21 protein-coding genes and 1 tRNA gene are annotated in these 24,203 nt (G+C 62.2%); 8 read left to right on the top strand and 14 right to left on the bottom strand.

What is annotated here, in order from left to right; all coding sequences use genetic code 11:
• Window positions 1-39 precede the first annotated feature (39 nt).
• Window positions 40-1,491 (bottom strand): TrkH family potassium uptake protein, encoded by a 1,452-nt coding sequence (locus ECTOBSL9_RS14215; protein WP_063465598.1) that lies wholly within the window; start codon window positions 1,489-1,491, stop codon window positions 40-42.
• 248 nt (window positions 1,492-1,739) lie between these two features.
• Between ECTOBSL9_RS14215 and ECTOBSL9_RS14220 the strand changes: the two genes are divergently transcribed.
• The 7 genes from ECTOBSL9_RS14220 to ECTOBSL9_RS14250 all read left to right on the top strand — a co-directional run bounded on the left by ECTOBSL9_RS14220 (window position 1,740) and on the right by ECTOBSL9_RS14250 (window position 10,844).
• A complete protein-coding gene (locus tag ECTOBSL9_RS14220) occupies window positions 1,740-2,237 on the top strand; it encodes a hypothetical protein (protein WP_063466225.1) in 498 nt (165 codons plus the stop codon).
• A 58-nt stretch (window positions 2,238-2,295) separates the two neighbouring features.
• The gene (locus ECTOBSL9_RS14225; protein WP_063465599.1) at window positions 2,296-3,732 is read left to right on the top strand and encodes a sodium:solute symporter family protein; all 1,437 of its coding nucleotides are present in this window, start codon (window positions 2,296-2,298) and stop codon (window positions 3,730-3,732) included.
• Window positions 3,733-4,091: 359 nt separating this feature from the next.
• Window positions 4,092-6,668: an EAL domain-containing protein gene (locus ECTOBSL9_RS14230; protein WP_063465600.1), complete on the top strand. Its 2,577-nt coding sequence runs from the start codon at window positions 4,092-4,094 to the stop codon at window positions 6,666-6,668.
• 91 nt (window positions 6,669-6,759) lie between these two features.
• Window positions 6,760-6,850, top strand: a tRNA-Ser gene (locus ECTOBSL9_RS14235).
• 236 nt (window positions 6,851-7,086) lie between these two features.
• Window positions 7,087-7,395: a DUF485 domain-containing protein gene (locus ECTOBSL9_RS14240; RefSeq protein ID WP_025281798.1), complete on the top strand. Its 309-nt coding sequence runs from the start codon at window positions 7,087-7,089 to the stop codon at window positions 7,393-7,395.
• On the top strand, window positions 7,392-9,047 hold the full coding sequence (locus ECTOBSL9_RS14245; RefSeq protein ID WP_063465601.1) for a cation acetate symporter: 1,656 nt from the start codon (window positions 7,392-7,394) through the stop codon (window positions 9,045-9,047). The genes ECTOBSL9_RS14240 and ECTOBSL9_RS14245 overlap by 4 nt, the downstream gene beginning before the upstream one ends.
• 336 nt (window positions 9,048-9,383) lie before the next feature.
• Window positions 9,384-10,844 carry a DUF945 family protein gene (locus ECTOBSL9_RS14250; protein WP_063465602.1) on the top strand — a complete coding sequence of 487 codons (1,461 nt, stop codon included), beginning with the start codon at window positions 9,384-9,386 and terminating at the stop codon, window positions 10,842-10,844.
• 8 nt (window positions 10,845-10,852) lie between these two features.
• Here the strand turns inward: ECTOBSL9_RS14250 and purU are convergent, their stop codons facing one another.
• From purU to aceA, 4 genes are all read right to left on the bottom strand, one after another.
• A complete protein-coding gene (gene purU, locus ECTOBSL9_RS14255; RefSeq protein ID WP_063466226.1) occupies window positions 10,853-11,707 on the bottom strand; it encodes a formyltetrahydrofolate deformylase in 855 nt (284 codons plus the stop codon).
• A 20-nt stretch (window positions 11,708-11,727) separates the two neighbouring features.
• Window positions 11,728-12,495 carry an FKBP-type peptidyl-prolyl cis-trans isomerase gene (locus ECTOBSL9_RS14260; RefSeq protein WP_063465603.1) on the bottom strand — a complete coding sequence of 256 codons (768 nt, stop codon included), beginning with the start codon at window positions 12,493-12,495 and terminating at the stop codon, window positions 11,728-11,730.
• A gap of 26 nt (window positions 12,496-12,521) precedes the next feature.
• Window positions 12,522-13,013 carry a ribonuclease E activity regulator RraA gene (gene rraA / locus ECTOBSL9_RS14265; protein ID WP_082829972.1) on the bottom strand — a complete coding sequence of 164 codons (492 nt, stop codon included), beginning with the start codon at window positions 13,011-13,013 and terminating at the stop codon, window positions 12,522-12,524.
• A gap of 280 nt (window positions 13,014-13,293) precedes the next feature.
• Window positions 13,294-14,604, bottom strand: a complete 1,311-nt coding sequence (gene aceA / locus ECTOBSL9_RS14270) for an isocitrate lyase (protein ID WP_063466228.1) — start codon at window positions 14,602-14,604, stop codon at window positions 13,294-13,296.
• 338 nt (window positions 14,605-14,942) lie between these two features.
• Here aceA and aceK point away from each other — a divergent pair, with 338 nt between their 5' ends.
• Window positions 14,943-16,700 carry a bifunctional isocitrate dehydrogenase kinase/phosphatase gene (gene aceK, locus ECTOBSL9_RS14275; protein WP_063466229.1) on the top strand — a complete coding sequence of 586 codons (1,758 nt, stop codon included), beginning with the start codon at window positions 14,943-14,945 and terminating at the stop codon, window positions 16,698-16,700.
• Window positions 16,701-16,714: 14 nt separating this feature from the next.
• On the opposite strand, the gene pgsA is transcribed toward aceK, so the two are convergent.
• The 9 genes from pgsA to ECTOBSL9_RS14320 all read right to left on the bottom strand — a co-directional run bounded on the left by pgsA (window position 16,715) and on the right by ECTOBSL9_RS14320 (window position 24,035).
• Window positions 16,715-17,266, bottom strand: a complete 552-nt coding sequence (pgsA, locus tag ECTOBSL9_RS14280; RefSeq protein ID WP_063465604.1) for a CDP-diacylglycerol--glycerol-3-phosphate 3-phosphatidyltransferase — start codon at window positions 17,264-17,266, stop codon at window positions 16,715-16,717.
• 3 nt (window positions 17,267-17,269) lie between these two features.
• A complete protein-coding gene (gene uvrC, locus ECTOBSL9_RS14285) occupies window positions 17,270-19,105 on the bottom strand; it encodes an excinuclease ABC subunit UvrC (RefSeq protein ID WP_063465605.1) in 1,836 nt (611 codons plus the stop codon).
• Between the two features lie 4 nt (window positions 19,106-19,109).
• A complete protein-coding gene (locus tag ECTOBSL9_RS14290; RefSeq protein WP_082829974.1) occupies window positions 19,110-19,763 on the bottom strand; it encodes a uracil-DNA glycosylase in 654 nt (217 codons plus the stop codon).
• Between the two features lie 3 nt (window positions 19,764-19,766).
• The gene (locus ECTOBSL9_RS14295) at window positions 19,767-20,471 is read right to left on the bottom strand and encodes a response regulator (protein WP_240480998.1); all 705 of its coding nucleotides are present in this window, start codon (window positions 20,469-20,471) and stop codon (window positions 19,767-19,769) included.
• Window positions 20,472-20,476: 5 nt separating this feature from the next.
• On the bottom strand, window positions 20,477-20,944 hold the full coding sequence (locus ECTOBSL9_RS14300; protein WP_063465607.1) for a CYTH domain-containing protein: 468 nt from the start codon (window positions 20,942-20,944) through the stop codon (window positions 20,477-20,479).
• Between the two features lie 98 nt (window positions 20,945-21,042).
• Complete coding sequence (locus ECTOBSL9_RS14305; protein WP_063465608.1) at window positions 21,043-22,014, bottom strand: beta-ketoacyl-ACP synthase III; 972 nt, start codon at window positions 22,012-22,014, stop codon at window positions 21,043-21,045.
• On the bottom strand, window positions 22,011-23,039 hold the full coding sequence (plsX, locus tag ECTOBSL9_RS14310; protein WP_063465609.1) for a phosphate acyltransferase PlsX: 1,029 nt from the start codon (window positions 23,037-23,039) through the stop codon (window positions 22,011-22,013). The genes ECTOBSL9_RS14305 and plsX overlap by 4 nt, the downstream gene beginning before the upstream one ends.
• A 199-nt stretch (window positions 23,040-23,238) precedes the next feature.
• Window positions 23,239-23,433 (bottom strand): 50S ribosomal protein L32, encoded by a 195-nt coding sequence (gene rpmF / locus ECTOBSL9_RS14315; protein WP_063465610.1) that lies wholly within the window; start codon window positions 23,431-23,433, stop codon window positions 23,239-23,241.
• A 62-nt stretch (window positions 23,434-23,495) separates the two neighbouring features.
• A complete protein-coding gene (locus ECTOBSL9_RS14320; RefSeq protein ID WP_063465611.1) occupies window positions 23,496-24,035 on the bottom strand; it encodes a DUF177 domain-containing protein in 540 nt (179 codons plus the stop codon).
• Between the last annotated feature and the right edge of the window lie 168 nt (window positions 24,036-24,203).

Here is a 24,203-nt window from a genome sequence, read left to right on the forward strand (position 1 = left end):
TGCCCGCGGCGGGGCCGGGTAAAGGCCCATGATCCCGGCTCAGTGCCGCCAGAAGGCCGGCGTCAGCAACACCAGCAAGGTAAAGACCTCCAGACGCCCAAGCAGCATGGCGAACATGAGCACCCACTTGGCCAGGTCACTGATGGCCGCATAGTTCTCCGCCACGGCGCCCAGGCCCGGGCCCAGGTTGGTGATGGTGGCCGCCACCGCTGAAAAAGCCGTCACCTGATCCAGCCCGGTGGCCATCAAGGTGAGCATCATCAGGGCGAACAGGGCGATGTAGGTGGCGAAAAACCCCCACACTGCATCGATCACGCGATCCGGCACCGGTTTGCCACCCACCTTGATGGGCACCAGGGCCTGGGGATGAATCAGACGGATCACCTCACGGTAGCCCTGCTTGATCAACAGCATGAAGCGGATCACCTTGATACCGCCGCCGGTGGACATGGCACAGCCACCGATGAAGGCCACCATCAACAGCAGCACGGGCAGAAACACCGGCCAGCCGTCGAAGTTCTGGGTGGTAAAGCCGGCCGTGGTGCCAATGGACACCGCCTGGAAGATGCCGTGATGCACGGCATTCCCCCAATGGCTGTAATGCTGCTGAACCAGCAGGGTGATGATGACCACGGTGATGAGGATCGCCATGATGCCGAGGAACCAGCGCACCTCGGGTTCCTTCAGATAATGCGTGAGGGACCGGGTACGCCAGGCCATGAAATGCATGGCAAAGTTGATGGCGGCGATCAGCAGGAAGACGACACAGATCATGGAGATCACCGGGTTGTCGAAATGCCCGATGCTGGCGTCGTAGGTGGAGAATCCACCGATCGCCACAGTGGAAAAGCTGTGGCCGATGGCGTCGAACCAGTTCATCCCCGCCAGCCAGTAAGCCGAAGCACAGGCCACTGTGAGTGACAGATAGATGTACCAAAGCGCCTTGGCTGTCTCGGCGATGCGGGGGGTGAGTTTGGTGTCCTTGACGGGGCCCGGGGTCTCGGCCCGGTAAAGCTGCATGCCCCCCACCCCGATCATGGGCAGGATGGCCACGGCCAGCACGATGATGCCCATGCCTCCCAGCCATTGCAGTTGCTGGCGGTAAAAGCGAATCGATTCCGGCAGGTCATCAATGCCCACCAGCACCGTTGCGCCGGTGGTTGTAAGCCCGGACATGCTCTCGAAGGCCGCATCAGTGAACGATACGGCGGGGGCCTGGGACAGGCTCAGGGGCAAGGCCCCGGAGAGGCCCAGCACGGTCCAGAAGAGCACGACAATGAGAAAACCATCCCGGGTACGCAGGTCCTGGCGGGACCGGCACACCGGCAGCCAGAGCAGCAATCCCAGCACGAGCAGCACACCGAAGGACACCACAAACGGCAACAACCCGCCGTCGTCATAGATCAGCGAGATGATGGCCGGGGGCAGCATGGTGCCGCTGAAAATCATCAGCAGCAGCCCAACGACGCGCAGCACGGAAGCCCAGTGCATGAAAAGGACCGGATGGTGAACGGGCGCATAATGTACGCCACCCGGACCGCCCGGGCAAAGGCGGCAGCCCGGGCGGCCGCACCAAACGCCATGTCCCGCGCTTGACCCCCGAAGAACACATGACTAGGGTAAGAACACAAGACATCGCCTCGATCGAATGCAGGCGGGCCGACTCGTCCAGGCGCCATGCGTGCTCGCGACGGCCCTCTCATGGCATGACGGTGGCCCCGTGGCCCAAGGAGCGTGACTTGCCCCGATCCTCCCCACATTCCGGCCGTTGCACGCCCGCCGTTCTGACGGTGGCCTGTGCGGTACTGGCTCTGCTCCTCGCTCCCGCCCCCCTCCTGGCCAACGCCCCGAAACCTGACCTGGAGAGCACCACGGACCTGGCGCGGGCCGGCTACTTTCAGTTGCGCTGGTCACTGGATGAGGCCGAGGTGGATCATTTCCGCCTGGAAGAAGCCACGGATGAGGATTTCTCCGACGCCCGGGTTTTCTACGAGGGGGCCGATGGCGCCTCGGTGATCAGCGGCCGCAGCAATGGCACATTCCATTACCGGGTGCGGGCTCAACTTGACGACGGCACACAGACCGACTGGAGCGAGACACAAAGCGTTGAGGTCAGGCACCACTCCATCGCCCAGGCCTTCGGGATCTTCACCCTGGGCGGGGTAGTCTTTCTGGCCACCGCCGCCGTCATCGCCTTCGGCACCCGGGCCAACCGGATCATCCCCAAGGATTCATGACGCCGACCACGGTACATTCAGGGTCCGCCTGCTGGCGGATCCGGCATGAGGAGCGCCTATGAACGTCCAGGAGACCGCCATCCTGGAGCCAGGAATTGCCTGGCTGCTGATCGCCCTGTTCACTGCCCTGTATGTGGGGCTGGGCTGGTATTTTGGTCGCAAGGACAAGGAACTGGATCAGTTCGTTCTGGCGGGCCGCAAGGTGGGGCTGGCCGTGGGCACCGCCACCGCCATGGCCACCTGGGTGACCAGCAACACCACCATGATGGCGCCGCAGCTGGCCTATCAGATGGGCATCTGGGGCATGGTGGGGTATTCCCTGGGGGCCGTGGGTCTGCTCCTGTTTGCCCCCCTGGCCAAGCGCATCCGCACCCTTATGCCCAATGGCTACACCAGTGGCGATTTTGTGCGCCTGCGCTATGGCAACGTGGCCTGGCGGGTCTTTCTGGGCATTTCCATCTTCTACAGTTTTGGCTGGCTGGTGAGCCTGGGCATGGCCGGCGGTGTGCTCACCCACGCCCTCTCCGGCATTCCCTACTGGCAGGGGATGACCGTGATCCTGGGGGCCTGCGTGGCCTATACCCTCATTGGCGGTTTCCGGGCGGTCATCGGTACCGACTTCATCCAGTCCATTCTGATCCTCATCGGCCTGGTGGTGCTGGCCTGGCTGGTCATTGGGGGTATCGGCTTCGATGAAATCCACTTCAGTCTGGAGCTGGAACGCCCCGAGCTGCTCACCCTGATGATGCCAGCGGCCATCATGTTCCTGTTCAACAACCTGCTGTTCGGCATGGGGGAGATCTTCCATTCCAACGTCTGGTGGACACGCGCCTATTCCTTCCGCGAAGGCGTGGGTATGTGGGCCTACCTGCTGGCCGGCCTGTTCTGGGCTCCCATCCCCATTGTGGCTGGCTTCATCGCCCTGGCGGGCCCCGCTCTGGGGACCAACATCCCGGCTGCGGACATGGTGGGCCCCATCATCTCCGCCGAGTTGCTGGGTCTGGCGGGGGCCATCATCGTGCTGATCATGGTGTTCGCCGCGCTGGCCTCCAGTCTCGACTCCCTGCTGGCGGCCACCGCCATGCTGGTGGTGCGGGACATCTATTACCGCCATCTGCGGCCCCACGCCAGTGCCGATCATCTACGCAACGCCACCAAGGTGACCATCCTGTTATTGGGGGTGGTCACCTGGCTGTTGTGTCTGCCCCGCATCACCACCCTGGCGGAGCTTCTGTACTTTACTGGTGCATTCGTGGCCAGCACCATCTGGCCCATTGCCGCCGGCCTGTACTGGCGCCGCACCAACCGGTGGGGCGCCACGCTGGCCATGGTGGCCGGCAGCGCCGCCGGGATCACCGCCTACTTCCAGATCGGGTTCTACGTGGGTGCCCTGGTGGGTGCAGCCGTCTCCATGGTGATCGTGCTGCTCACCACCTGGCTCAGGCCCCAGGAGTTTGACTGGGAACAGCTTAAAGAACCCCCGCCAAAACACTGATCGAATGGGGTTAATCTCATGGCATCTGTCGAAGTTCTTTCCATTGTCGTCACAGTGGCGACCATCATGACCACGCTGTGCATCTTTGTGCTGATCGGCCTTGTGATCAGGGACTGGCGCAACGGCACCCTTTGGTGAAAGGCACGGGGGACCCCCTCCCGCAGGTTCGATGATGCGGACGGGGTCGCAACAATTAAATTTTTTCCCCTTGATCGGCGTTATCGGGGTACATCCGGCACGGTTTCTGCTTTAACCTTCACGCAGCAGGGATTTACTGCAACCCGAGTGAAGATGCGACTCCCCCCCGGAGCTCAGGGCACCACGGGGCAGACGCGAGGTAAACCAGGAGTAGCCCCAACATGACGCGCATCCCGCTGCGCTATCTGACGGTCCTCATCCTGCTGGTGTTCATCGCCCTGAGCAGCCTTCTGGCCTACCGACTCGGCCTCAACGCGGCCGCCAATCATGTGGAAACCTCCGAGGCACGCCACCTCAAGGCACTGACCCAGCGCTTGCAGGATCACGCGGCGGACATGCTGGCACGGGGCGAGCACATGCGCTTGCAGCAGACATTGCAATCCATGAGCGAGGCGCTCGATGTCAATCTGGCCGTGATCCTGGGCGCGCAAGGCAAGATCCTTGTGGGGATGGATGGCCAACGCGTGGGAGAGCCCTGGGAAACCCTGAGCCCGCATCCCCTGAACCCGGCCCGCTATCCCGACCTGTCGATCGCGACCCTGCTCGAGGATACCGGCCATGTCGGTAAAGTTTTCACCAGCGAATCCCGCAACGCCCTCCTGGCCGCCTTCCCGATCAACCAGGTATCCGACACACCCAGCCTCGCCGCGCAGGCGCCATCACAGGGGCTGATGCTGGTCCAACTGGACCTGGTCCCGGCAAAGACAGTAGCCCAGAGCAATGTGCGCGAACTCGTCCTCCAGTTCATTGGCTACCTGGCGCTGCTGGCCATCCTTGGGCTGATCTTCTTCCACTGGACAGTGACCAAGCGTGTGGAGCGTCTGGCCCGGGCCACGCGACAGTTTGCCGAAGGCGATCTGAATTCCCGCAGTGGCGTCACCGGGGGAGACGAACTGGCGGATCTTGGGCGCACCTTTGATCAGATGGTCACGCGCGAGGAAGCCGTCTTCAATGCCAAGGAGCGCGCCCAGGTCACCCTGGACTCCATTGGCGATGCGGTGGTCACCACCGATGCCGATGGACGCGTGGACTACCTCAATCCGGCGGCCGAAGCACTCACCGGCTGGCCAATGCTGGAGGCCCGTGGCAAGCGCCCGGACGAAATGTTCCAACTGGTCAATGAAACCAGCGGCGCCACGGTGCGTACCCCCTTGCACGCCTGTCTGCGGGAGGGTCGCAATGTGGGTCTGGCCAATCACATCGTCATGATCACCCGGGATGGTCGCACCCGCGCCATCGAGGACTCCGCCGCACCGATCCGGGACCGTCAGGGGAATACCATCGGCGCCGTGCTGGTCTTTCATGACGTCACAAAGCCCCGGCAAATGGCGCGCAAGCTTTCATGGCAGGCCACCCATGATCCCCTCACCGGGCTGTTCAACCGGTTTGAATTCGAGCGCCGCCTGCAGGTGGCGCTCAAGCAGACCCGCGAACTCGAGGCCCACCACGCCCTGCTCTACATGGACCTGGACCAGTTCAAGGTGGTCAACGACACCTGCGGGCATGTGGCCGGAGATGAATTACTCAAGCAACTGGCCTTCACCCTCCTGGCCAAGATTCGTGACTCCGACACGCTGGCGCGCCTGGGCGGTGATGAATTCGGGGTCCTGCTGGAGCATTGCCCTCGCGAAAAGGCCCTGGAGATCGCCAATAACCTGCGTCAGACGGTGCGTCAGTTCCGGTTCGTCTGGCAGGGGCGGGTTTTCGAGGTGGGTATCAGCATCGGCGCCGTCATGCTCGAATCCACCGCCGAAGACATGACGGCAGTCCTCAGCGCCGCCGACATGGCCTGTTTCGCGGCCAAGGAGCGTGGTCGCGACCGCATTCATGTTTATCACCCTGACGATCAGGAGCTCATCCAGCGGCACGGAGAGATGGAGGCGGTCTCGCGGATCAACCAGGCACTGGCGGAGCATCGCTTCAGGCTTTATGTGCAGCCCATCGTGCCCGTCACTGATCAGCAACACCCCCCGCACCAGGAGATCCTGTTGCGCATGCTCGATGAGGAAGGCCGGGTGGTCATGCCAGGCGCCTTCATTCCCGCAGCGGAACGCTTTGGCCTGATGCCGGCGGTGGACCGCTGGGTGGTGCATCATTTCTTCAGCCAGTTCGCCCATGTATTGAAGGAGGATCCTCGCCATGCATCCTCTTCCGACGGAACCCTCTATGCCATCAACCTCTCCGGCGCATCCTTGAATGATGAGCAACTCCCCGGCTTTGTCATCCAGCAACTGGAGCGCTATCAGATCCCTGCCTCACGCATCTGTTTCGAGATCACCGAGACGGCGGCCATCGCCAACCTGACCCGGGCCAGACTGTTCATGAATGAACTGCGCCAGCGGGGTTGCCGTTTCGCCCTGGATGACTTCGGCACCGGCCTGTCGTCGTTCACCTATCTCAAGCAACTTCCGGTGGACTACCTCAAGATCGACGGCAGCCTGGTGAGGGATATCGCCCGGGACCCCATCGATCGTTCCATGGTGGACGCCATCGCCCGCATCGGCCGGGTAATGGGCCTGCATACCATTGCCGAGTTCGTGGAAGACGATGCGGTGCTGGCCACCCTGGCCGAGCTGGGCGTGGATTTTGCGCAAGGCTACGGCATCGCACGGCCCGCGCCCCTGTCCCAGGCCACCCCACTTCAAGGGCCGCCTCGCCAGTCATCGGGCCCCGCAGTATCCGATCACCCAGGCCGCAACACCCTGGCGCGATCCCATTTGCCAAATCCCGAAGTTTGATGTATCTTTGCGCACCTTGTCAGGCGGGGTCTCCCGTCAACCTGACATACACCCTTGCGACCCGGACTTCCCGGCCAGGGTGACGCACTTTGGAGAGGTGGCCGAGCGGTCGAAGGCGCACGCCTGGAAAGTGTGTATACGGTAACCCCGTATCGAGGGTTCGAATCCCTCCCTCTCCGCCAATTTTGCATGCCAAAAGCCACCGTTACGACGGTGGCTTTTTTGTTCGCTGCCTGCTTTTTGGCTGCCTGCCCGCCGCCAAACCTTGACCCCGCGCAGCAAAAGCCGCAATGCGCCGTGGCCGCCTTGCAACGCGCCTCCCGATGTAAGAACATCCGCCCGTTTGATTATTGCATTTATACCCACATAAAAAGCATAAGGGTATATCCATTCTTCTGTGCACAAAGCGGGAGCATTCATGGACCAAAGCACCATCGACCGCATCAAGGCGGATCCCAACTTCCAGAGGCTGGTAAAAAAACGCTCACGCCTCGCCTGGAGCCTGAGCGCCATCATGCTGCTGGTTTACTACAGCTTCATCATGCTGGTGGCCTTCCTGCCTGATGTCCTGGCCATCCGTCCCTTTGGCGACAGCATCATCACCCTGGGCGTGCCCATGGGCGTAGGTATCATCCTGTTCGCCTTCATGCTCACCGGCATCTACGTGTACAAGGCCAACACAGAATTTGACAAGCTGACCGCCGCCGTTAGGGAGAACGCTGAATGAAGCCCTTGATCACCTTTATCCTGCTAGCCATCCTGATCACCTGCGGGGTGGCCCTGGCGCAACCGGCTGATGTGACCGAGGCTGTGGGCGGCAGCAGCTGGACCTCCAGCATCATGTTCATCCTCTTCGTGGTCGGCACCATGGGCGTCACCTACTGGGCCTCGCGTCGCACCAAGACCGCCTCGGACTTCTACACCGCGGGTGGCGGCATCACCGGTTTCCAAAATGGCCTGGCCATCTCTGGCGACTACATGTCGGCGGCCTCCTTCCTGGGGATCACCGCGCTGGTGTACACCTCCGGCTTCGACGGCCTGATCTACTCCATCGGCTTCCTGGTAGGCTGGCCAGTGATCATGTTCATCATGTCCGAGCGCCTGAGAAACCTGGGCAAGTTCACCTTTTCTGATGTGGTGTCCTTCCGCTTTCAGCAGATCCCCATCCGGGTGTTCTCCGCCTTTGCCGGCATCACCATCGTGCTGCTGTACCTGATCGCCCAGATGGTGGGCGCTGGCGCCCTGGTCCAGACCCTGTTCGGCATGAGCTTTGAGGCCGCCGTGATCATCGTCGGCATTCTGATCATCGGCTATGTGACCTTCGGGGGCATGCTGGCTACCACCTGGGTGCAGATCATCAAGGCCGTGCTGCTGCTCTCTGGCGCCACCTTCATCGCCGGGATGTCGCTTTACTTCTACGGCTTCAGCCTGGAGGGCCTGTTCCAGGGGGCCTCCGACCGTCATGCCCTGGGTGAGGACATCTTCAAGGTGGGCGGCCTGGTGAGCGACCCCATCTCCGCCATCTCGCTGGGTATTGCCCTGATGTTCGGTACCGCCGGTCTGCCGCATATCCTGATGCGCTTCTTCACGGTGCCCAGTGCCAAGGAAGCACGCAAGTCGGTCTTCTACGCCACCGGCTTCATCGGCTACTTCTATGTACTGACCTTCATCATCGGCATGGGCGCCATCGCCTTCGTCATGGGCAACCCGAACTACTTCGACGAGACCGGGCGCATGTTCGGCGGCGACAACATGCCGGCAGTCCACCTGGCCCATGCCCTGGGTGGCGATCTGTTCCTGGGCTTCATCTCAGCTGTAGCCTTCGCCACCATCCTGGCAGTGGTGGCCGGCCTGACCCTGGCGGGCGCCTCGGCCATCTCCAACGACCTGTATGCCAATGTGATCAACAAGAATGCCACCAGCCAGCAGGAGATGCGTGTCTCCCGGGTGGCCACGATCATCCTGGGCATCATCGCCGTGCTGCTGGGAATTGCCTTCCAGAGTCAGAACATCGCCTTCCTGGTGGGCCTGGCCTTCACCATCGCCGCCTCCACCACCTTCCCGGTGCTGATCATGTCCATGTACTGGCATGACATGACCACCCGCGGAGCGGTGATCGGTGGCTCCCTGGGTCTGATCTCCGCCGTGATCATGGTGGTACTCAGCCCCAACGTGTGGGTACAGGTCCTGGGCAATGAAGAGGCCATCGTGCCCTACAGCAACCCGGCATTGTTCACGGTGGCCATCGCCTTCCTGGGTATCTGGGTCTTCTCCAAGCTGGACCGCTCCAAGCGGGCTGCCGAGGACCGTCGCCGGTTCGAGGCCCAGTACATCCGCTCCCAGACGGGCATTGGCATCAACAAGGCCGCGGAGCATTGATGCCCCCGGCGTGACCCTTGAGGTCACGCCAACCGGCGGGTGGGGCATGGCATACTGAGATAGCCATGCCCCTGCCCACCACCTATTCATCATTCATCCATCTGCGTCGCCCCTGCCGCATCCAGGCAGGGCGACTTACCCCGCATCGATTGCCCACTGGCTGGCATGCCCATGCCGGCAGCGCATGGCGTCACCTGGACGCGCGCAAGGGGCCCAGGGCTCAAGACCCTCCATCACCCATCAAAAGGCAGACGCGACTTCAACGACCGCGAAGGTGGATCGACGCGCGCCCAGCCATTACCCTTGAAAATCTCCACCGCCCTGACGAGGATCCCCATGCCCCCATCCGCCACCATCCCATCTGCCCGCCGACGCGCCACCCTGCTTGTACTGGCCCTGCTGCTTGGCCTGGCAATGCTCATCCTGGGAGCCAACCACCTGGTGCACCGGGCGGGTGCGGATCAGGTGGAGGCCACGCTGCAGGCATGGCAGGATCAGGACCCGGATGTCCCGGGCCTGCATTTGCGCTGGGCTGATTACGATCGCGACAGTGGCGATCTGCAGTACCGCGTGCGCTACGTCCCCGAGGCCAACAGCCTGCCATGGCAGCTATTGGCGGACCTGCAGGGAACCAACACCCCCAGGCTGGAGACCTCAGGCAGCGCCCAGGTCACCACCCGCGGCCTTGTCGGCCTGCTGGGTACGGCCGCCCAGGTGGAAGGCGCCCTCGGGGTCTCCGACACCTGGCGGGCCATCCTGCCCGATTTTGAAGGCCAGGAGTGGCTTCGCTACCACGTGAATGTGGACACCCGCGGGCGACACCAGCTCGTTCTGGCTGGCCTCCCCTATGAAGGTGACATCATGGACGACCGGGGCAAACGCACCGGCGAGACCACATGGCGACCCTGGTCCCTTGAGACCCGACTGGCCAGCGAGGATCGTATCGCGCATCTTGAAGCCTCCCTGCCGCGGCTGTGGCTCAGGGAGCAAGGTGGCGAACTGGATACCCTGGTAGAAAATCTGACCCTGCGGATGGAAGATGCATTCCTGGAAGAAGGCCTGCTGACCCTTGGCGCCGCCAACCTGTCCGTGGGGCAATTTTCCCTGGAGGACCCGGATAACACGCTGGTCCTGAGAGACTTGGCCATGAACTGGCACAACCACCGCGACAAGGACCGGTTCCGTGACCGCATGGATCTCTCCCTGGGGCGGGTGAACATCAATGGCGACCGGGTTCTGGATGAGGCGCGCCTGCAACTGAGCTCCGATCTTGGGTTTGAGCCCTTGCGTGACCTGATGACCCTATCGGAAAGCCTGGACCTGGAGGGTGATCTGAGTCAGCGCGAAGCCGAGCGACTGGCGGCAGCCTTCACCACCCTGCTTCGCCAGGGGGGCGAGATCAGACTGGAGCAGCTGTCATTGACGCAGGAAGCGCACGGCAGTTTCAAAGGCCATGCAGCCCTGGGACTGACGAAGAACCCAGAATTCACCCTGGGTGGCGAACTCCAGCAGCTGGACAATCTTTACGGGGATGTCCGGCTCACCTTTGACGAACCCCTGGCCCAGTCACTCATGGAACGATCCATCCGCGCCCAATGGCCCCACGTCAGCGAGGCGCACGTGGAGCAGATGGTGGCGCAGCAATGGCGGGAATGGTCGGCCATCCTGGGGATGATGCCCTTTGTCACCGCATGGGAGGATGAGCGCATCACCCTGGCGCTGGAACTGGAGGCCGGTGTACTCAAGGTGGAGGGCCGCCAGGTGATGAACCTGCGGGACGTGATGGGGATGTTCTAGCAGGCGGCCTAGCTGAACACCACCGTCTTGTTGCCATGAATCAGCACCCGGTCCTCCAGGTGGTAGCGCAGCCCCCTGGAGAGCACCGTGCGCTCCACATCCCGTCCCAGGCGCACCAGGTCATCCACCGTATGGTCATGCCCCACCCGGATCACATCCTGCTCGATGATGGGCCCTTCATCCAGCTGATCGGTCACATAGTGGCAGGTGGCTCCGATCAGCTTCACACCCCGCTCGAAGGCCTTGTGATAGGGCCTGGCGCCCACGAACGACGGCAGGAAGCTGTGATGGATATTGATCACCCGCCCGGCAAAGCGCTGGCACATATCCGGCGGCAGGATCTGCATGTACCGGGCCAGCACGACCACATCCGCCCGGGCCTCCTCCACCAGGGATGAGACCCGCTCAAAGGCCGCCTCCTTGCGTTTTGGCTCCACCGGCACGTGGTAATAGGGGATGCCATGCCACTCCACGTAGTCCCGCATGGTGTCGTGATTGGAGATCACGCAGGGGATCTCCAGAAACATCTCCTGACTGCGCCAGCGATAGAGCAGATCCGTCAGGCAATGATCCAGACGACTCACCAGCGGCACCACCCGGGGTGGCCGGCAGGCATCGGTGACCTGCCAGCGCATCCCATAAGACTCGGCGATGGGTGCAAAGGCCTCCCTCAGGCCCTGGACATCGAAGGGTAGCGTGTCGGCATCGATCTCGTAACGCATGAAAAACCAGCCCGCCACCGGATCACAGTGCTGACTCGCCTCCGTGATGGACCCACCATGGCCCGCCAGAAACCCGCTCACCGCAGCCACGATGCCCACCCGATCCGGGCAGGACACCGTGAGGCGAAAACGACGCGGCATGCAGGACATGGGCAGGGCCTTCAGCAGCGTGCACCAAAGGTCAGATCAGGGCAGGAACGGGTCACCGACTTGCCCGACTCGATCCAGCCCATGATGCCCTCGGTCACATTGTGAACCCGTTCGTACCCCCCCTGCTCTGCCATGGCCTGGGAGAGAAAGGCGGTACGATTGCCCACCCGGCAGATGATCACAAAGGGCTCATCCCGATCCACCAGGCGATCCACCTCCCCAGGAAACTCCGGGTTGAAGCGCCCTTGCTCGTCGAAGGCCGTGAGAAGCACACTGCCCTCCACCACCCCGGTCTGCTGCCACTCATCGGGACGGCGGATATCGATCAGGGTCACCCCCGACTCCAGCAGGGCCTCCAGCTCAGCATTGCTCACGTTCGAGTAAGCAGGACCTTCCATGCGAACCAGCTCCACCTCAAAGCGCAGCGTGGCGTCCGGCGGAATCACACCACCGGCCCCACGGGAGCCATAAGCCAGATGGGGCGGGATCACAAGCTCCCGCTTGCCGCCCTCCTTCATGCCCTCAAGCCCCATCTCCCAACCCGGAATCACCTGACCCTGGCCCAGCACGAGGCGCAGCGGCTCACCCCGGTCATGACTGGAATCAAACCGGGTGCCATCCTCCAGCCAGCCGGTGTAATGCACATGCAACGTATGGTGCATCTGTGCCCGATCACCCTCGCCCGCCTCGATCTCCTTGATCTGAACCTCCGCCGAGGCATACCCCGCAGCCAGCAACAAGGCAGCACACAGCACAGCGAAAAGACGTCGGATCAGCATGGTTTCACCTCAAAAACGGGTCATAATCAGCCAGGGCGCACCACAATACCATCTTCGTCCGCGAACAGCAGATCCCCCGGTCGGAATTCCACGCCCGCAAAGCGCACGGGGATATTCTCCTGCCCCACGCCCATCTTCCGGCTCTTGAGCGGATGCGTGGCCATGGCCTTCACCCCCAGGGACAACTCACCGCAGGCCCGGGAATCCCGGATACAGCCATACATCACCACACCCGCCCAGCCGTTCTTCACCGCCAGGATGGCCAGCTGATCCCCCAGCATGGCGCAGCGCATGGAGCCCCCGGCATCCACCACCAGCACCTTGCCCCGTCCATCGGTGCCCAGCATCTCCCGTACCTTGGAGTTATCCTCAAAACACTTCAAGGTCACGATCTCGCCGCAAAAGGCCTTCTCGCCGCCAAAATCCCGAAAGATCGGCTCACACACCTGGATATCGCCGTCCTCGTGCTCATCACACAGATCCGCCGTACCCTGAAAATTCAATCGCTCAGATGCCATCTACACACTCCTGATTTTTTCAGCCCAAGTCTGTCAGCCCAAAATGTAAGGGCCAGGGTGGGGCCGGGTGGCCTGTAAGCGGGTGTCAGCCGCATGGATGCGGCTGTCAAGCCTACAAGGACGTATTCACGGCGTCCCGCGGTCAGGCCACCCGGCCCCACCCTGGCCCGTTCGCAAGCCCGCATAGCAATGGGCTGCCAAACAAAAAGGCCGCATCCCCCGTTCCCGGTTGATGCGGCCCTTGAAGATCCCGTTCAGGTCGGGTCAGCCCAGGCAGGCCTTAGCCGCTGAACTGATCTTCCTCGGTGGAACCCTTCAGCGCGGTCACCGAAGAGGTGCCACCCTGGATCACCGTGGTGATGTCGTCGAAGTAACCGGCACCCACCTCCTGCTGGTGAGACACAAAGGTGTAACCCTTGTCGCGTGCCGCGAACTCAGGCTGCTGCACCTTCTCCACATAATGCTTCATGCCCTCGCCACGGGCATAGTCATAGGCCAGATCGAACATGTTGTACCACATGTTGTGGATACCGGCGAGGGTGATGAACTGGTACTTGTACCCGTACTCGGACAGCTTCTCCTGGAAATGAGCGATGGTCTTGTCGTCCAGGTTCTTCTTCCAGTTGAAGGAAGGCGAGCAGTTGTAGGCCAGCAACTGGTTCGGGTTCTTGGCGCGCACAGCCTCGGCGAACTCACGGGCAAAGCCCAGGTCCGGCGTACCGGTCTCACACCACACCAGATCGGCATACGGGGCATAGGCCACGCCACGGGAGATGGCCTGCTCCAGACCATTCTTCACCCGGTAGAAGCCCTCTGCAGTGCGCTCGCCGCTGACGAACGGACGATCGTTCTCGTCAAAATCAGAGGTCAGCAGGTTGGCTGCTTCAGCATCGGTACGGGCCAGCAGCAGGGTGGGCACACCCATCACGTCGGAGGCCATGCGGGCCGCGATCAGCTTGTGAACCGCTTCCTGGGTGGGCACCAGCACCTTGCCGCCCATGTGGCCACACTTCTTCACCGCAGCCAGCTGATCTTCGAAGTGCACGCCGGCAGCGCCAGCGGTGATCATGTTCTTCATCAACTCAAAGGCGTTCAGCACGCCACCGAAGCCGGCCTCGGCATCCGCCACGATAGGCAGGAAGTAATCGATACCGTCCTTGTCCTCCGGGCTCAGACCACGGGACCACTGGATCTCGTCGGCGCGCTTGAAAGCATTGTTGATGCGGCGCACGACCGTGGGCACGGAATCATAGGCGTACAGGGACTGATCCGGATACATGGTTTCGGAGGTGTTGGCATCCGCCGCCACCTGCCAGCCGGACAGGTAGATGGCCTCGATACCGGCCTTGGCCTGCTGTACGGCCTGACCACCGGTCAGGGCGCCCAGGCAGTTCACGTAACCCTTCTTGGCGTCGCCATTGACCAGCTTCCACAGCTTCTCGGCGCCGCGACGGGCCAGGGTGTGCTCAGGCTGAACGGAGCCACGCAGGCGCACCACATCTTCGGCAGTGTAGCCGCGCGTCACATCCTTCCAGCGCGGATTCTCTGCCCAGTCCTTTTCGAGCGCCTTGATCTGTTCATCTCGGTTCATCATGCCTAATCCTCTGTCACTATATCGTTGTGGCCCGTATCCCGGGCGGGGGTCTCTCGGTCCGGACAGGACAACGTATGGCCGAACTTTCTGGTATGGGCCCCGGTGACGCAGACCGGAAACCCGCTTATCTGCTGACCCGACGACTCCACCCGACTTTTCGAATGGAGGGGCCAAGCGTAGTCTAGACTCAGACAAAAGCCAGCAAGAAATTTCAATAGTAACCATTTGCTGGTGCAATGCAACATAGCAACTGATGCAAACAGAGTAAATACTGTAGTAAATTCGACATGACGACGGCACACACCGCTCAGGCGACCAAAGGCGACCAGCAGACCATGAATGACCGCGCGCGGCAGATCGCCCGCTCAATCCTCACGGGTTTTGAACGCCACTTCTCTTTCTTCCAGGAAATCACCAGCAGCGCTCGGGAACGCTTCGAGCATGCCGACTGGGAGGCGGTACGGGCCGCGTCAGTCAAGCGGATCAGCTCCTATGACGGACGGGTACAGGAAACCCTCTCCAAGGTTCGCGCCACCTTCGGCATCAATGGCCTGGAGGAACAACTGTGGCAGCGGGTGAAGATCTCCTACATGGACCTGCTCCAGCACCACTCCCGCCCGGAACTGGCAGAAACCTTCTACAACTCGGTGTTCTGCCGCCTGTTTGAGCGCAAGTACTACAATAACGACATGATCTTCCTGGAATCCGTGGCCAACCGACAGGAACTGGCCGAGCGCTACCGGGGCTACCTATCCTTCCACACACGCGATGGTGGGGTGGAGACCTGCATTTGGGAGATCCTCTCTGCCTTCTATTTCAATCTCCCCCACGCCGATCTGTCCCAGGACGTGAGCAACATCACCGAGGCCCTGATCGAACGATCCGCATTCGGCCCCGAAGCCATGTCGGACCTGCGCATCGACGTGCTGGAGTTCCCCTTCTTCCGCAACAAGGCCGCCTACCTGATTGGCCGCGTGGTACACGAGGGGCACTGCCACCCATTCATCGTGCCGCTCACCAACAATGAACAAGGCGGCATCGTCGCCGATGCGCTGCTCACCACCGAAGAGGAGGCCGAGGCGGTGTTCAGCTTTGCCCGGGCCTACTTCCTCGTGAAAACTCCGGTCCCCGCTGCCACCGTGGCCTTCCTGCAGGACCTGATGCCCAACAAGGCGGTAGCCGAACTGTACATGAGCCTGGGCTTTCACAAACAGGCCAAGAATGAATTCTACCGGGACTTCCTCCACCACTTGGCCGACAGCGATGACCTGTTCACCCTGGCCCCGGGTACGCCGGGCCTGGTGATGATGGTCTTCACCCTGCCCTCCTACCCGTATGTATTCAAGGTCATCAAGGACCGCTTCCCGCCACAGAAGGATGTCACCCACGAATTGATCGAGCGGCGTTACCTGCAGGTGAAGATGCACGACCGGGTGGGCCGCATGGCCGATACCCTGGAGTTTTCCGAAGTGGCCTTCCCCCTGTCGCGGTTCTCACCGGAACTGCTGGAGGCCCTGCAAAACGAGGTGGGCTCCCAGGTGGAGGAAAGCGACGGCATGCTGGTGATCAAGCACCTGTACATCGAAAAGCGCATGCTGCCGCTGGACGTCTTCCTGCAAAGCGCCAGCGAGGAAGAAGCACGTCATGCCCTGCATGAATGGGGATTGGCGGTGAAGCAGCTGATGGGCGTGAATATCTTCCCCGGCGATCTGCTGTTCAAGAACTTCGGGGTCACCGACAGCGGCAAGGTGGTGTTCTACGATTACGATGAGATCTGCTATCTCACCGAGTGCCATTTCCGCAAGATCCCCGAATCCCCCTTCCCGGAGGACGAACTCAGTTCGGACGCCTGGTATTCAGCCGGCCCCAACGAAGTCTTCCCCGAGGAGTTCCCCACCTTCCTGAGCACCGACCCCAGGGTGCGACGCACCCTGATCAAGCTGCACCCCGACCTGTTCGACTACCGCTACTGGCAGGCGCGACAGGAGGACGTGAAGAAAGGCATCCATGGCGATGTCTTCCCGTATCGCCAGTCGGTACGCTTCGAAAAATCGGCCGCTCAGCGACCCGCGGCCCAGGCCGCCTCCGCCTGAACCGATGGCTCAGGCTACTCGCTGATGCGCATGGCTGCACGCAGGTAGTGGAACATGGACCACAGGGTGAGGCCAGCAGCCACGTAGAGCAGGACCATGCCAATGCTCATGCTGGGCAGACCGAGGATGGGCTGGCCATAGAGCAGCAGGAAGATGGCCACCATCTGCGCGGTGGTCTTGAGCTTGCCGATCCAGGACACCGCCACCGCCCCCGACTGCCCCAGCTGCGCCATCCACTCCCTCAGGGCGGAGATGGCGATCTCCCTGCCGATGATCACCACGGCCGCCAGGGCGAGCAGGACGCCACCCGGGTTGTCCACCAGCAGCACCAGGGCCGTGGCCACCATGAGCTTGTCGGCCACCGGGTCGAGAAAGGCACCAAACTGGGATGTCTGCTCCAGGCGCCGCGCCAGGTAGCCATCCAGCCAGTCCGTCACCCCCGCCAGGGCGAAGATGAGGGCACTCACCGGCCCGGAGAGCGGGTGGGGATAGTAATATGTGACCACGATCAACGGGATCAGGGCGATCCGCAGCCAGGTCAGCAGATTGGGGATGGACAATGTCATGAATCAGTCGTCGTGTAGCGAATCGAATATCTGCTGCGCCAGCTTGCGACTGATGCCGGGCACCTTGGCGAGCTCTTCCACCCTGGCACTGCTGACGCCCCTCAAGCCACCAAAATGCTTGAGCAGCTGCTGGCGACGCTTGGGCCCCATACCGGGAATCTGCTCCAGCGGTGAGGTATTGCGTGCCTTGGCACGCTGCTGACGGTGTCCCGTGATGGCAAACCGGTGCGCCTCGTCACGGATCTGCTGAATCAGGTGCAGTGCCTTTGAGCTGGGCGGCAGTATAGACGGGCCGCGTTCATCGCTCAATATAAGCGTTTCCAGGCCCGGCCGGCGATCCTCGCCCTTGGCCACGCCGACCACCATCACACCCTCCACCTGTAACGCCTCCAGCACCTCCAGGGCCTGACGCACCTGACCCTTGCCACCATCGATGAAAAGGATGTCGGGCAGACGCGCCTCACCCTCCTTGAGACGGGTATAGCGCCGGTGCAAGGCCTGGTGCATGGCCGCGTAATCATCCCCCGGGGTGATGTCGCGGATATTGAAGCGCCGATAATCCGACTTGAGCGGGCCCTCGGGATTGAAGACCACACAGGAGGCTACGGCGGCCTCCCCATGGGAGTGGCTGATATCAAAACATTCCATGCGCGTGGGCACCTCCTCCAGCTCCAGGGCTTCCCGCAGGGCCTCCAGGCGCTCGCGCATACCCGCCTTGCCGGCCAGACGCGTGGCCAGCGACATCTGGGCGTTGCGCTGAGCCATCTCCAGCCAGCGCGCCCGCTCGCCGCGCACATTCCAGGCAAGGGTCACCTTGTGGCCCCGTTGCATGGCAAGCATTTCCTCCAGCAGGTCCGGTTCCTCCGGAGCATGACTGACAATGATCTGGGGCGGCACCTCCCGGGACAGGTAATACTGACCCAGGAAGGCCGTCATCAGTGCCTCGCCACTGGTTTCCTCCGGCAGACTGGGAAAAAGGGCCCGGTTGCCCAGGTTCAAGCCACCACGAATGGAGAAGACCTGCACACACACCTGCCCCCCCTCCAGGGCCGCGGCGATGACATCCACATCCCCCCCCTCACCGCTCACATACTGGCGCTCGGAGATCTGTCGCAGTCGGGTGATCTGGTCACGCACCTGGGCCGCCCGCTCGAACTCCAGACGGGCCGAGGCTGCTTCCATCTCGGCCACCAGATCCCGCATCACCTGATCGCTGCGACCCTCAAGAAAATCCACTGCATGCTTCACATCACGCTCATAGGCCAGGGGATCGATCAGCCCCACGCAGGGAGCGGTGCAGCGTTTGATCTGGTATTGCAGGCAGGGGCGCGAGCGATTCTCGAAAAAGCTGTCCTTGCAGGGGCGTATCAGAAAGAGTTTCTGCAACAGGTTGAGGGTGTCGCGCACCGCCGGAGTGGATGGATACGGCCCAAAGTAGCGGCCCGGCTTCTTGCGGGCGCCACGATGAAACGTCAAGCGTGGATAAGTGTGCTGGGAGAGGAAGATATAGGGGTAGCTCTTGTCATCCCGCAGCAGCACGTTGTAGCGCGGCCGATGCTGCTTGATGAGGTTGTTCTCCAGCAGCAGGGCCTCGGCCTCGGTGGTGGTCACCGTGACCTGGACATCCCGTATCTGCGCCACCATGGAACGGATGCGGGGGCTGGGCAGGTTGCGGCGAAAATAGCTGGACACCCGATTTCTGAGGTTCTTCGCCTTGCCCACGTAAAGCACCACGCCATCCTCATCCAGCATCCGGTAGACACCCGGATGGCGGGTCAGCCCGGCCAGGAAGGCCTTGGCATCAAAGCCGGGTTCCGGTGCAGACTCTTCCGTCACCATGGGATCAGCGGGGGGGCAGGCGCTGGCGCAGATCCGCGAAGACGGCCTGGAACATCTCCGGCGTCAAGCGGCGGGTCTGGGTGTTGTAGCGACTGCAGTGGTATGAGTCCACCAGGGTGAGACCGCCGGGCAGATCATGGACGCGATGATGACCGAAGGGGTGATCCTTGAGTTTCAGGTTCCGTGCGCGCAGAACGGCCTGATGGGCAATGGACCCCAGGGCCAGTACCACAGCGGGATTGGGCAGGGTTGCCAGTTCCGCGGCCAGGTAATCATTGCAGGCGCGGATCTCCGCCCCCTGGGGCTTGTTCTGGGGCGGCAAACACTTTACCGCGTTGGTAATGCGGCAATCCTTCAGGGTGAGTCCATCGTCCCGGGAGCGGGATTCAGGGTGGCTGCCAAAGCCCGTGTCGTACAGGGTGCGGTATAGCAGGATGCCCGCATGGTCGCCGGTGAAGGGTCGGCCCGAGGCATTGGCGCCGTGCATCCCCGGCGCCAAGCCGACGATCAATAGGCGGGCATCGGGGTCTCCGAAGGGAGGCACGGGGGCGGCGTGATAATCCGGATGCGCCGCGCGCACCTGAGATAGGAATCCCACCAGGCGGGGGCACCGGGAACACTGGGGGTCAAATACGGTTTGGGACACGACAGGGCACAGACCTCAGGCGTCGTCGGAAGGATCCGGGGCGGTGATGCCGTGATCCATGGCCATGCGCAGCAGCTCGATATCGCTGGAGCACTCCAGCTTGTCCCGCAGGCGGGCCTTGTAGGTACTAACGGTCTTCACATTCACGCCCAGCTCACTGGCAATCTGCTGTTGTTTGCATCCCTTCACCAGGAGCACCAGTATCTGTCGCTCCCTGGGAGAAAGACGGGCCAGGGCATCCGTCGTCCCGGCACCCTCGTCGTCCGACAGCTGGTGGGCGATCTTCGGGCTCACATGCCGGTCACCGCGCATGGCCAACACGATGGCCTCGATCAACTCATCCACCTGACAACCCTTGGTGAGATAACCCGACGCCCCGCTATCCATCAGCCAGCGGGGGAACGGCCCCTCATCCTGAACGGTGAGCACGATGACCTTGGTCCCCGGGTAATGGGCCAGCACCTGCCGGGTGGTCTCAAGCCCCCCCATGCCGGGCATGTTCAGGTCCAGCAACACCACATCCGGGCGCAGACGGGGCAATTGCTCCAGGGCCTCCTCACCGGAACCGGCCTCGCCCACCACATGGATCCCGGTCTGCGCAGAACGGGATTCCAGCAACCCACGAATACCGATGCGCACCAGCTCGTGATCATCCACCAGCAGCACGTCCACCATGCGCGGACTCAACCCGCTGCCGTCTCCGTCGTGATCTTCGGACATCGTGACTACCAATCCTTGTAGGGGTGTTGCACAAGACTCGTATTGTAATAGCGCGGGTCATGGGAGACCTCTTCGCCGGCCCAGGCGGGCATGACCGGCTCCTGCTCGGCATGCTCCAGCTCCACCTCGGCCACCACAAGACCGGCATTGTCTCCCTCAAACACATCCACTTCCCACAGATGAGCGCCCACCGGCACGAAATGACGGGTCTTCTCGATCAGGGGATGATGACAAAGGGATTCCAGCAGCTCATGGGCATCGGCCGCCGGAATGGGATACTCGAACTCCTGACGCTGGACACCCAGCGTGGCACTCTTGATGTTCAGGTCCGCTTGTTCGTCGGACACGCGCACCCGCACTGAAGCGCTCTTGTTACCACACAGATAACCCTGCCTAAGCTTCACACTCCTGGTGACGTGTTGCTTCCAGGCATCTGAAACCACGAGGAATTTTTTTTCGATTTCCTGTCCCATGGCACCACCGAAAAATTCAGACGACCCATACCTTAGCATGATCGCCGGACATTCGGTTCACACCAGTGCAACCGTCAGGCCCACCGGCCGGGCAAGGCCTAGAAATACACCAGCGCCGAACCCCAGGTGAAACCGCCGCCAAAGGCCTCCATGAGCACCAGTTGACCGGGCTGGATACGCCCATCGCGTACCGCCACGTCCAGGGCCATGGGCACCGAGGCCGCGGAGGTATTGCCGTGATGCTCCACGGTAACCACCACTTTTTCCATGGGCAGTTTCAGCTTGCGCGCCGTGGCCTGAATGATGCGGATGTTGGCCTGATGAGGGATCAGCCAGTCCACCTGGGATTGCTCCAGGCCATGCTTTTCCAGGGTTTCCTCGACGATCCGACCCAGGGTGTTGACCGCCCACTTGAAGACCTCGTTGCCCTTCATCTGCAGATAGGCTTCGCCGGCAATCATGTCCTTGTAGCCACGCCCCACTCCCCGGGGTACGCTCAGCAGACTCTCGTAACGGCCATCCGCATGCAGGTGGGTGGAGAGCACACCGGGCTTGTCCGATGCCTCCAGAACCACGGCGCCGGCACCGTCGCCAAAGAGCACGCAAGTGCCCCGGTCGTTCCAGTCCAGGATGCGGGAGATGGTCTCCGCCCCCACCACCAGGGCGCAACGGGCGCTGCCGGCCCGGATGAACTGGTCGGCCACGCCCAGGGCATAGACAAAGCCCGTGCACACGGCCTGCACATCGAAGGCCGGGGAGCCGTTGTGAACACCCAGACGCTGCTGCAACAGGCAGGCCGTACTGGGGAAGACCTGGTCCGGCGTGGTGGTGCCCACAATGATCAGGTCAATGTCCTCGGGGCGACGCCCGGCCATCTCCATGGCCCGACGGGCCGCCTGCTCCGCCAGATCGCAGGTGCTCTCGTCATCCGCCACCACATGACGCTGAGCAATGCCGGTGCGCTCGCGGATCCACTCGTCCGAGGTCTCCACGATCTTTTCCAGATCGCGGTTGGTCAGAACCTTCTCCGGAAGATAGCTCCCGGTCCCTGTAATGCGGGAATAGATCACGATGCCGACTCCTCATTCAGCAGCTCTCCCAGCCGCTTGTCGATGCGCTGCGGTACCCGCTTGCGAGCCTCGATACGGGCAATGCGGATGGCATTCTCGAAAGCCACCGCGTCGGCCCCACCATGGCTCTTGATCACCACCCCCTGCAGCCCCAGCAGGCTGGCCCCATTGTAGGCCCGGGGATCAATGCGGCTGCGGAATTTGCGCAATACGGGCATGGCCACCAGGGCGGCCAGGCGACTGAACAGGCCACGCTTGAATTCGGCCCGCATGTAGTGCGAGACCATCCTCGCCACGCCCTCGCTGGTCTTGAGCGCCACGTTGCCCACAAAACCGTCGCAGACCACCACATCCACATCGCCGCAATAGATGTCGTTGCCTTCCACGAAACCGATGTAGTTCAGGTGGCTGTGCTCCAGCATGTGAGCCGCCTCCTTCACCTGGTCATTGCCCTTGATATCCTCCTCACCAATGTTCAACAAACCCACCCGGGGGTTGGCGACATTATCCACGGCACTGGCCAGCTCCGAACCCATCACCGCAAACTGGTACAGATGACTGGCCGAGCAGTCCACGTTGGCACCCAGATCCAGCATGTGGGTGTGGCCCTTGATGGCGGGGATGGCGGTAATGATGGCGGGGCGATCGATCCCCGGGAGGGTCTTGAGCACGTAGCGGGCAGTGGCCATCAGGGCACCGGTATTGCCAGCGCTGACGCAGGCATCCGCCTGCTGGTGCTTGACCAGGTTGATGGCCACCCGCATGGAGGAGTCTTTCTTGTTACGCAGGGCCTGTGTCGGGGGCTCGTCCATACCCACCACCTGGGCGGCATGGTGGATACGCAGCCGATCCGAGGGCGCCTTGCCGACGGCGGCCAGTTCCTTCTCCAGCCGTGCCTTGTCGCCCACCAGGATGAGGTGGATATCTGAAAACTCGGCCAGTGCCTTGAGTGCCGCCGGAACAACCACATGGGGGCCGTGATCACCCCCCATGGCATCCAGTGCGATGGTAAAGAGACCGCTCATGGACAAACTCTTTTTTGATCTGCACAGGAAAGCCTCGCGGGATACATCACCCCACGAGGTCGAGAGCGGAGGGCCAAGCGGCCCACCGGCAATGGCCTCATCGGTTGCCCAGCAGTCTGTCGACTCATACCCCTGACCGGCGTGATACCGGTGTTCCAAGGGTCATGCATCAACATCACCGGCAGCCCGGGACCGGATCTTACTCTTCGTCTTCTTCCAGATCCTTGGCCTTGATCACCTGACGACCACGGTAGAAGCCGTCGGCGCTGATGTGGTGACGACGGTGCAACTCACCGGTGGTGGGCTCAACGGACAGGGTGGGACCGGTGAGGGCGTCGTGGGAACGACGCATGCCGCGACGGGAGCGGGTGGTACGACCTTGTGCAACAGCCATGATGTCTCTCCAATGATAAAGCGTTCAATGCCGCCGGGGTTTCCCACCGGCGGCCGTGTTAATCAACCGTCGTCGTCCAGGCGCCCCTTCAGGGCACCCAGGGCGGCGAACGGGTTGTCTTCCTGCTTGCGGAGGGTATCCACCTCCGCCTGCGAAAATTCTTTCAATGACTGATCAGGGCAGCGGTCATCCGCATGCATGGGGACCGTCGGCAACGCCAGCAGCAACTCGTCCTCCACCAGCGCCCAGACAGAAATCCGCCCGTCTTCCAGCATGACCGGCTCGATCTCTACCGGCAGCTCCTCGATGGAGCGCCCTTCATCGAGCACCACGCCCTCGAAGGTGGTATCCACCGGCCAGGTCATGGGTCCCAGGCAGCGCTGGCATTGCAAGGACAGCTCAGCCTGGGCGCTGCCAGACACCTTGACCAGCCCGCCACGCTCCCGCCCGAATCGCAGCGACACCCGTGCGGGCGCGGCCAGCGCGATACCCGCCGCACCAAGGCGCGGCAGGCTCGATGCCTCCAGCAGGCCCTCCAGAGGGCGCGTGTTACCGGCGAGGCGAAACGGGTCGACCCGCTCGGGAAGGGTGGTCTCGGACATAAGCGCGCAATTCTAAAGGGCTTATCGCGGGACTGTCAAAACGAATTCGCGCCCCCGACTTGAAAAACCGTGCTTCGTTCACGGATACTGGCGGTTTGATGACAATCTGCGGGCTGCACGCGGCTCGCCCCTCTCTCTCATGCTTGGGTCGAGGGTCGGCTATTTCAA

It is taken from the genome of Ectothiorhodospira sp. BSL-9 (assembly GCF_001632845.1).
GTDB lineage: Bacteria > Pseudomonadota > Gammaproteobacteria > Ectothiorhodospirales > Ectothiorhodospiraceae > Ectothiorhodospira.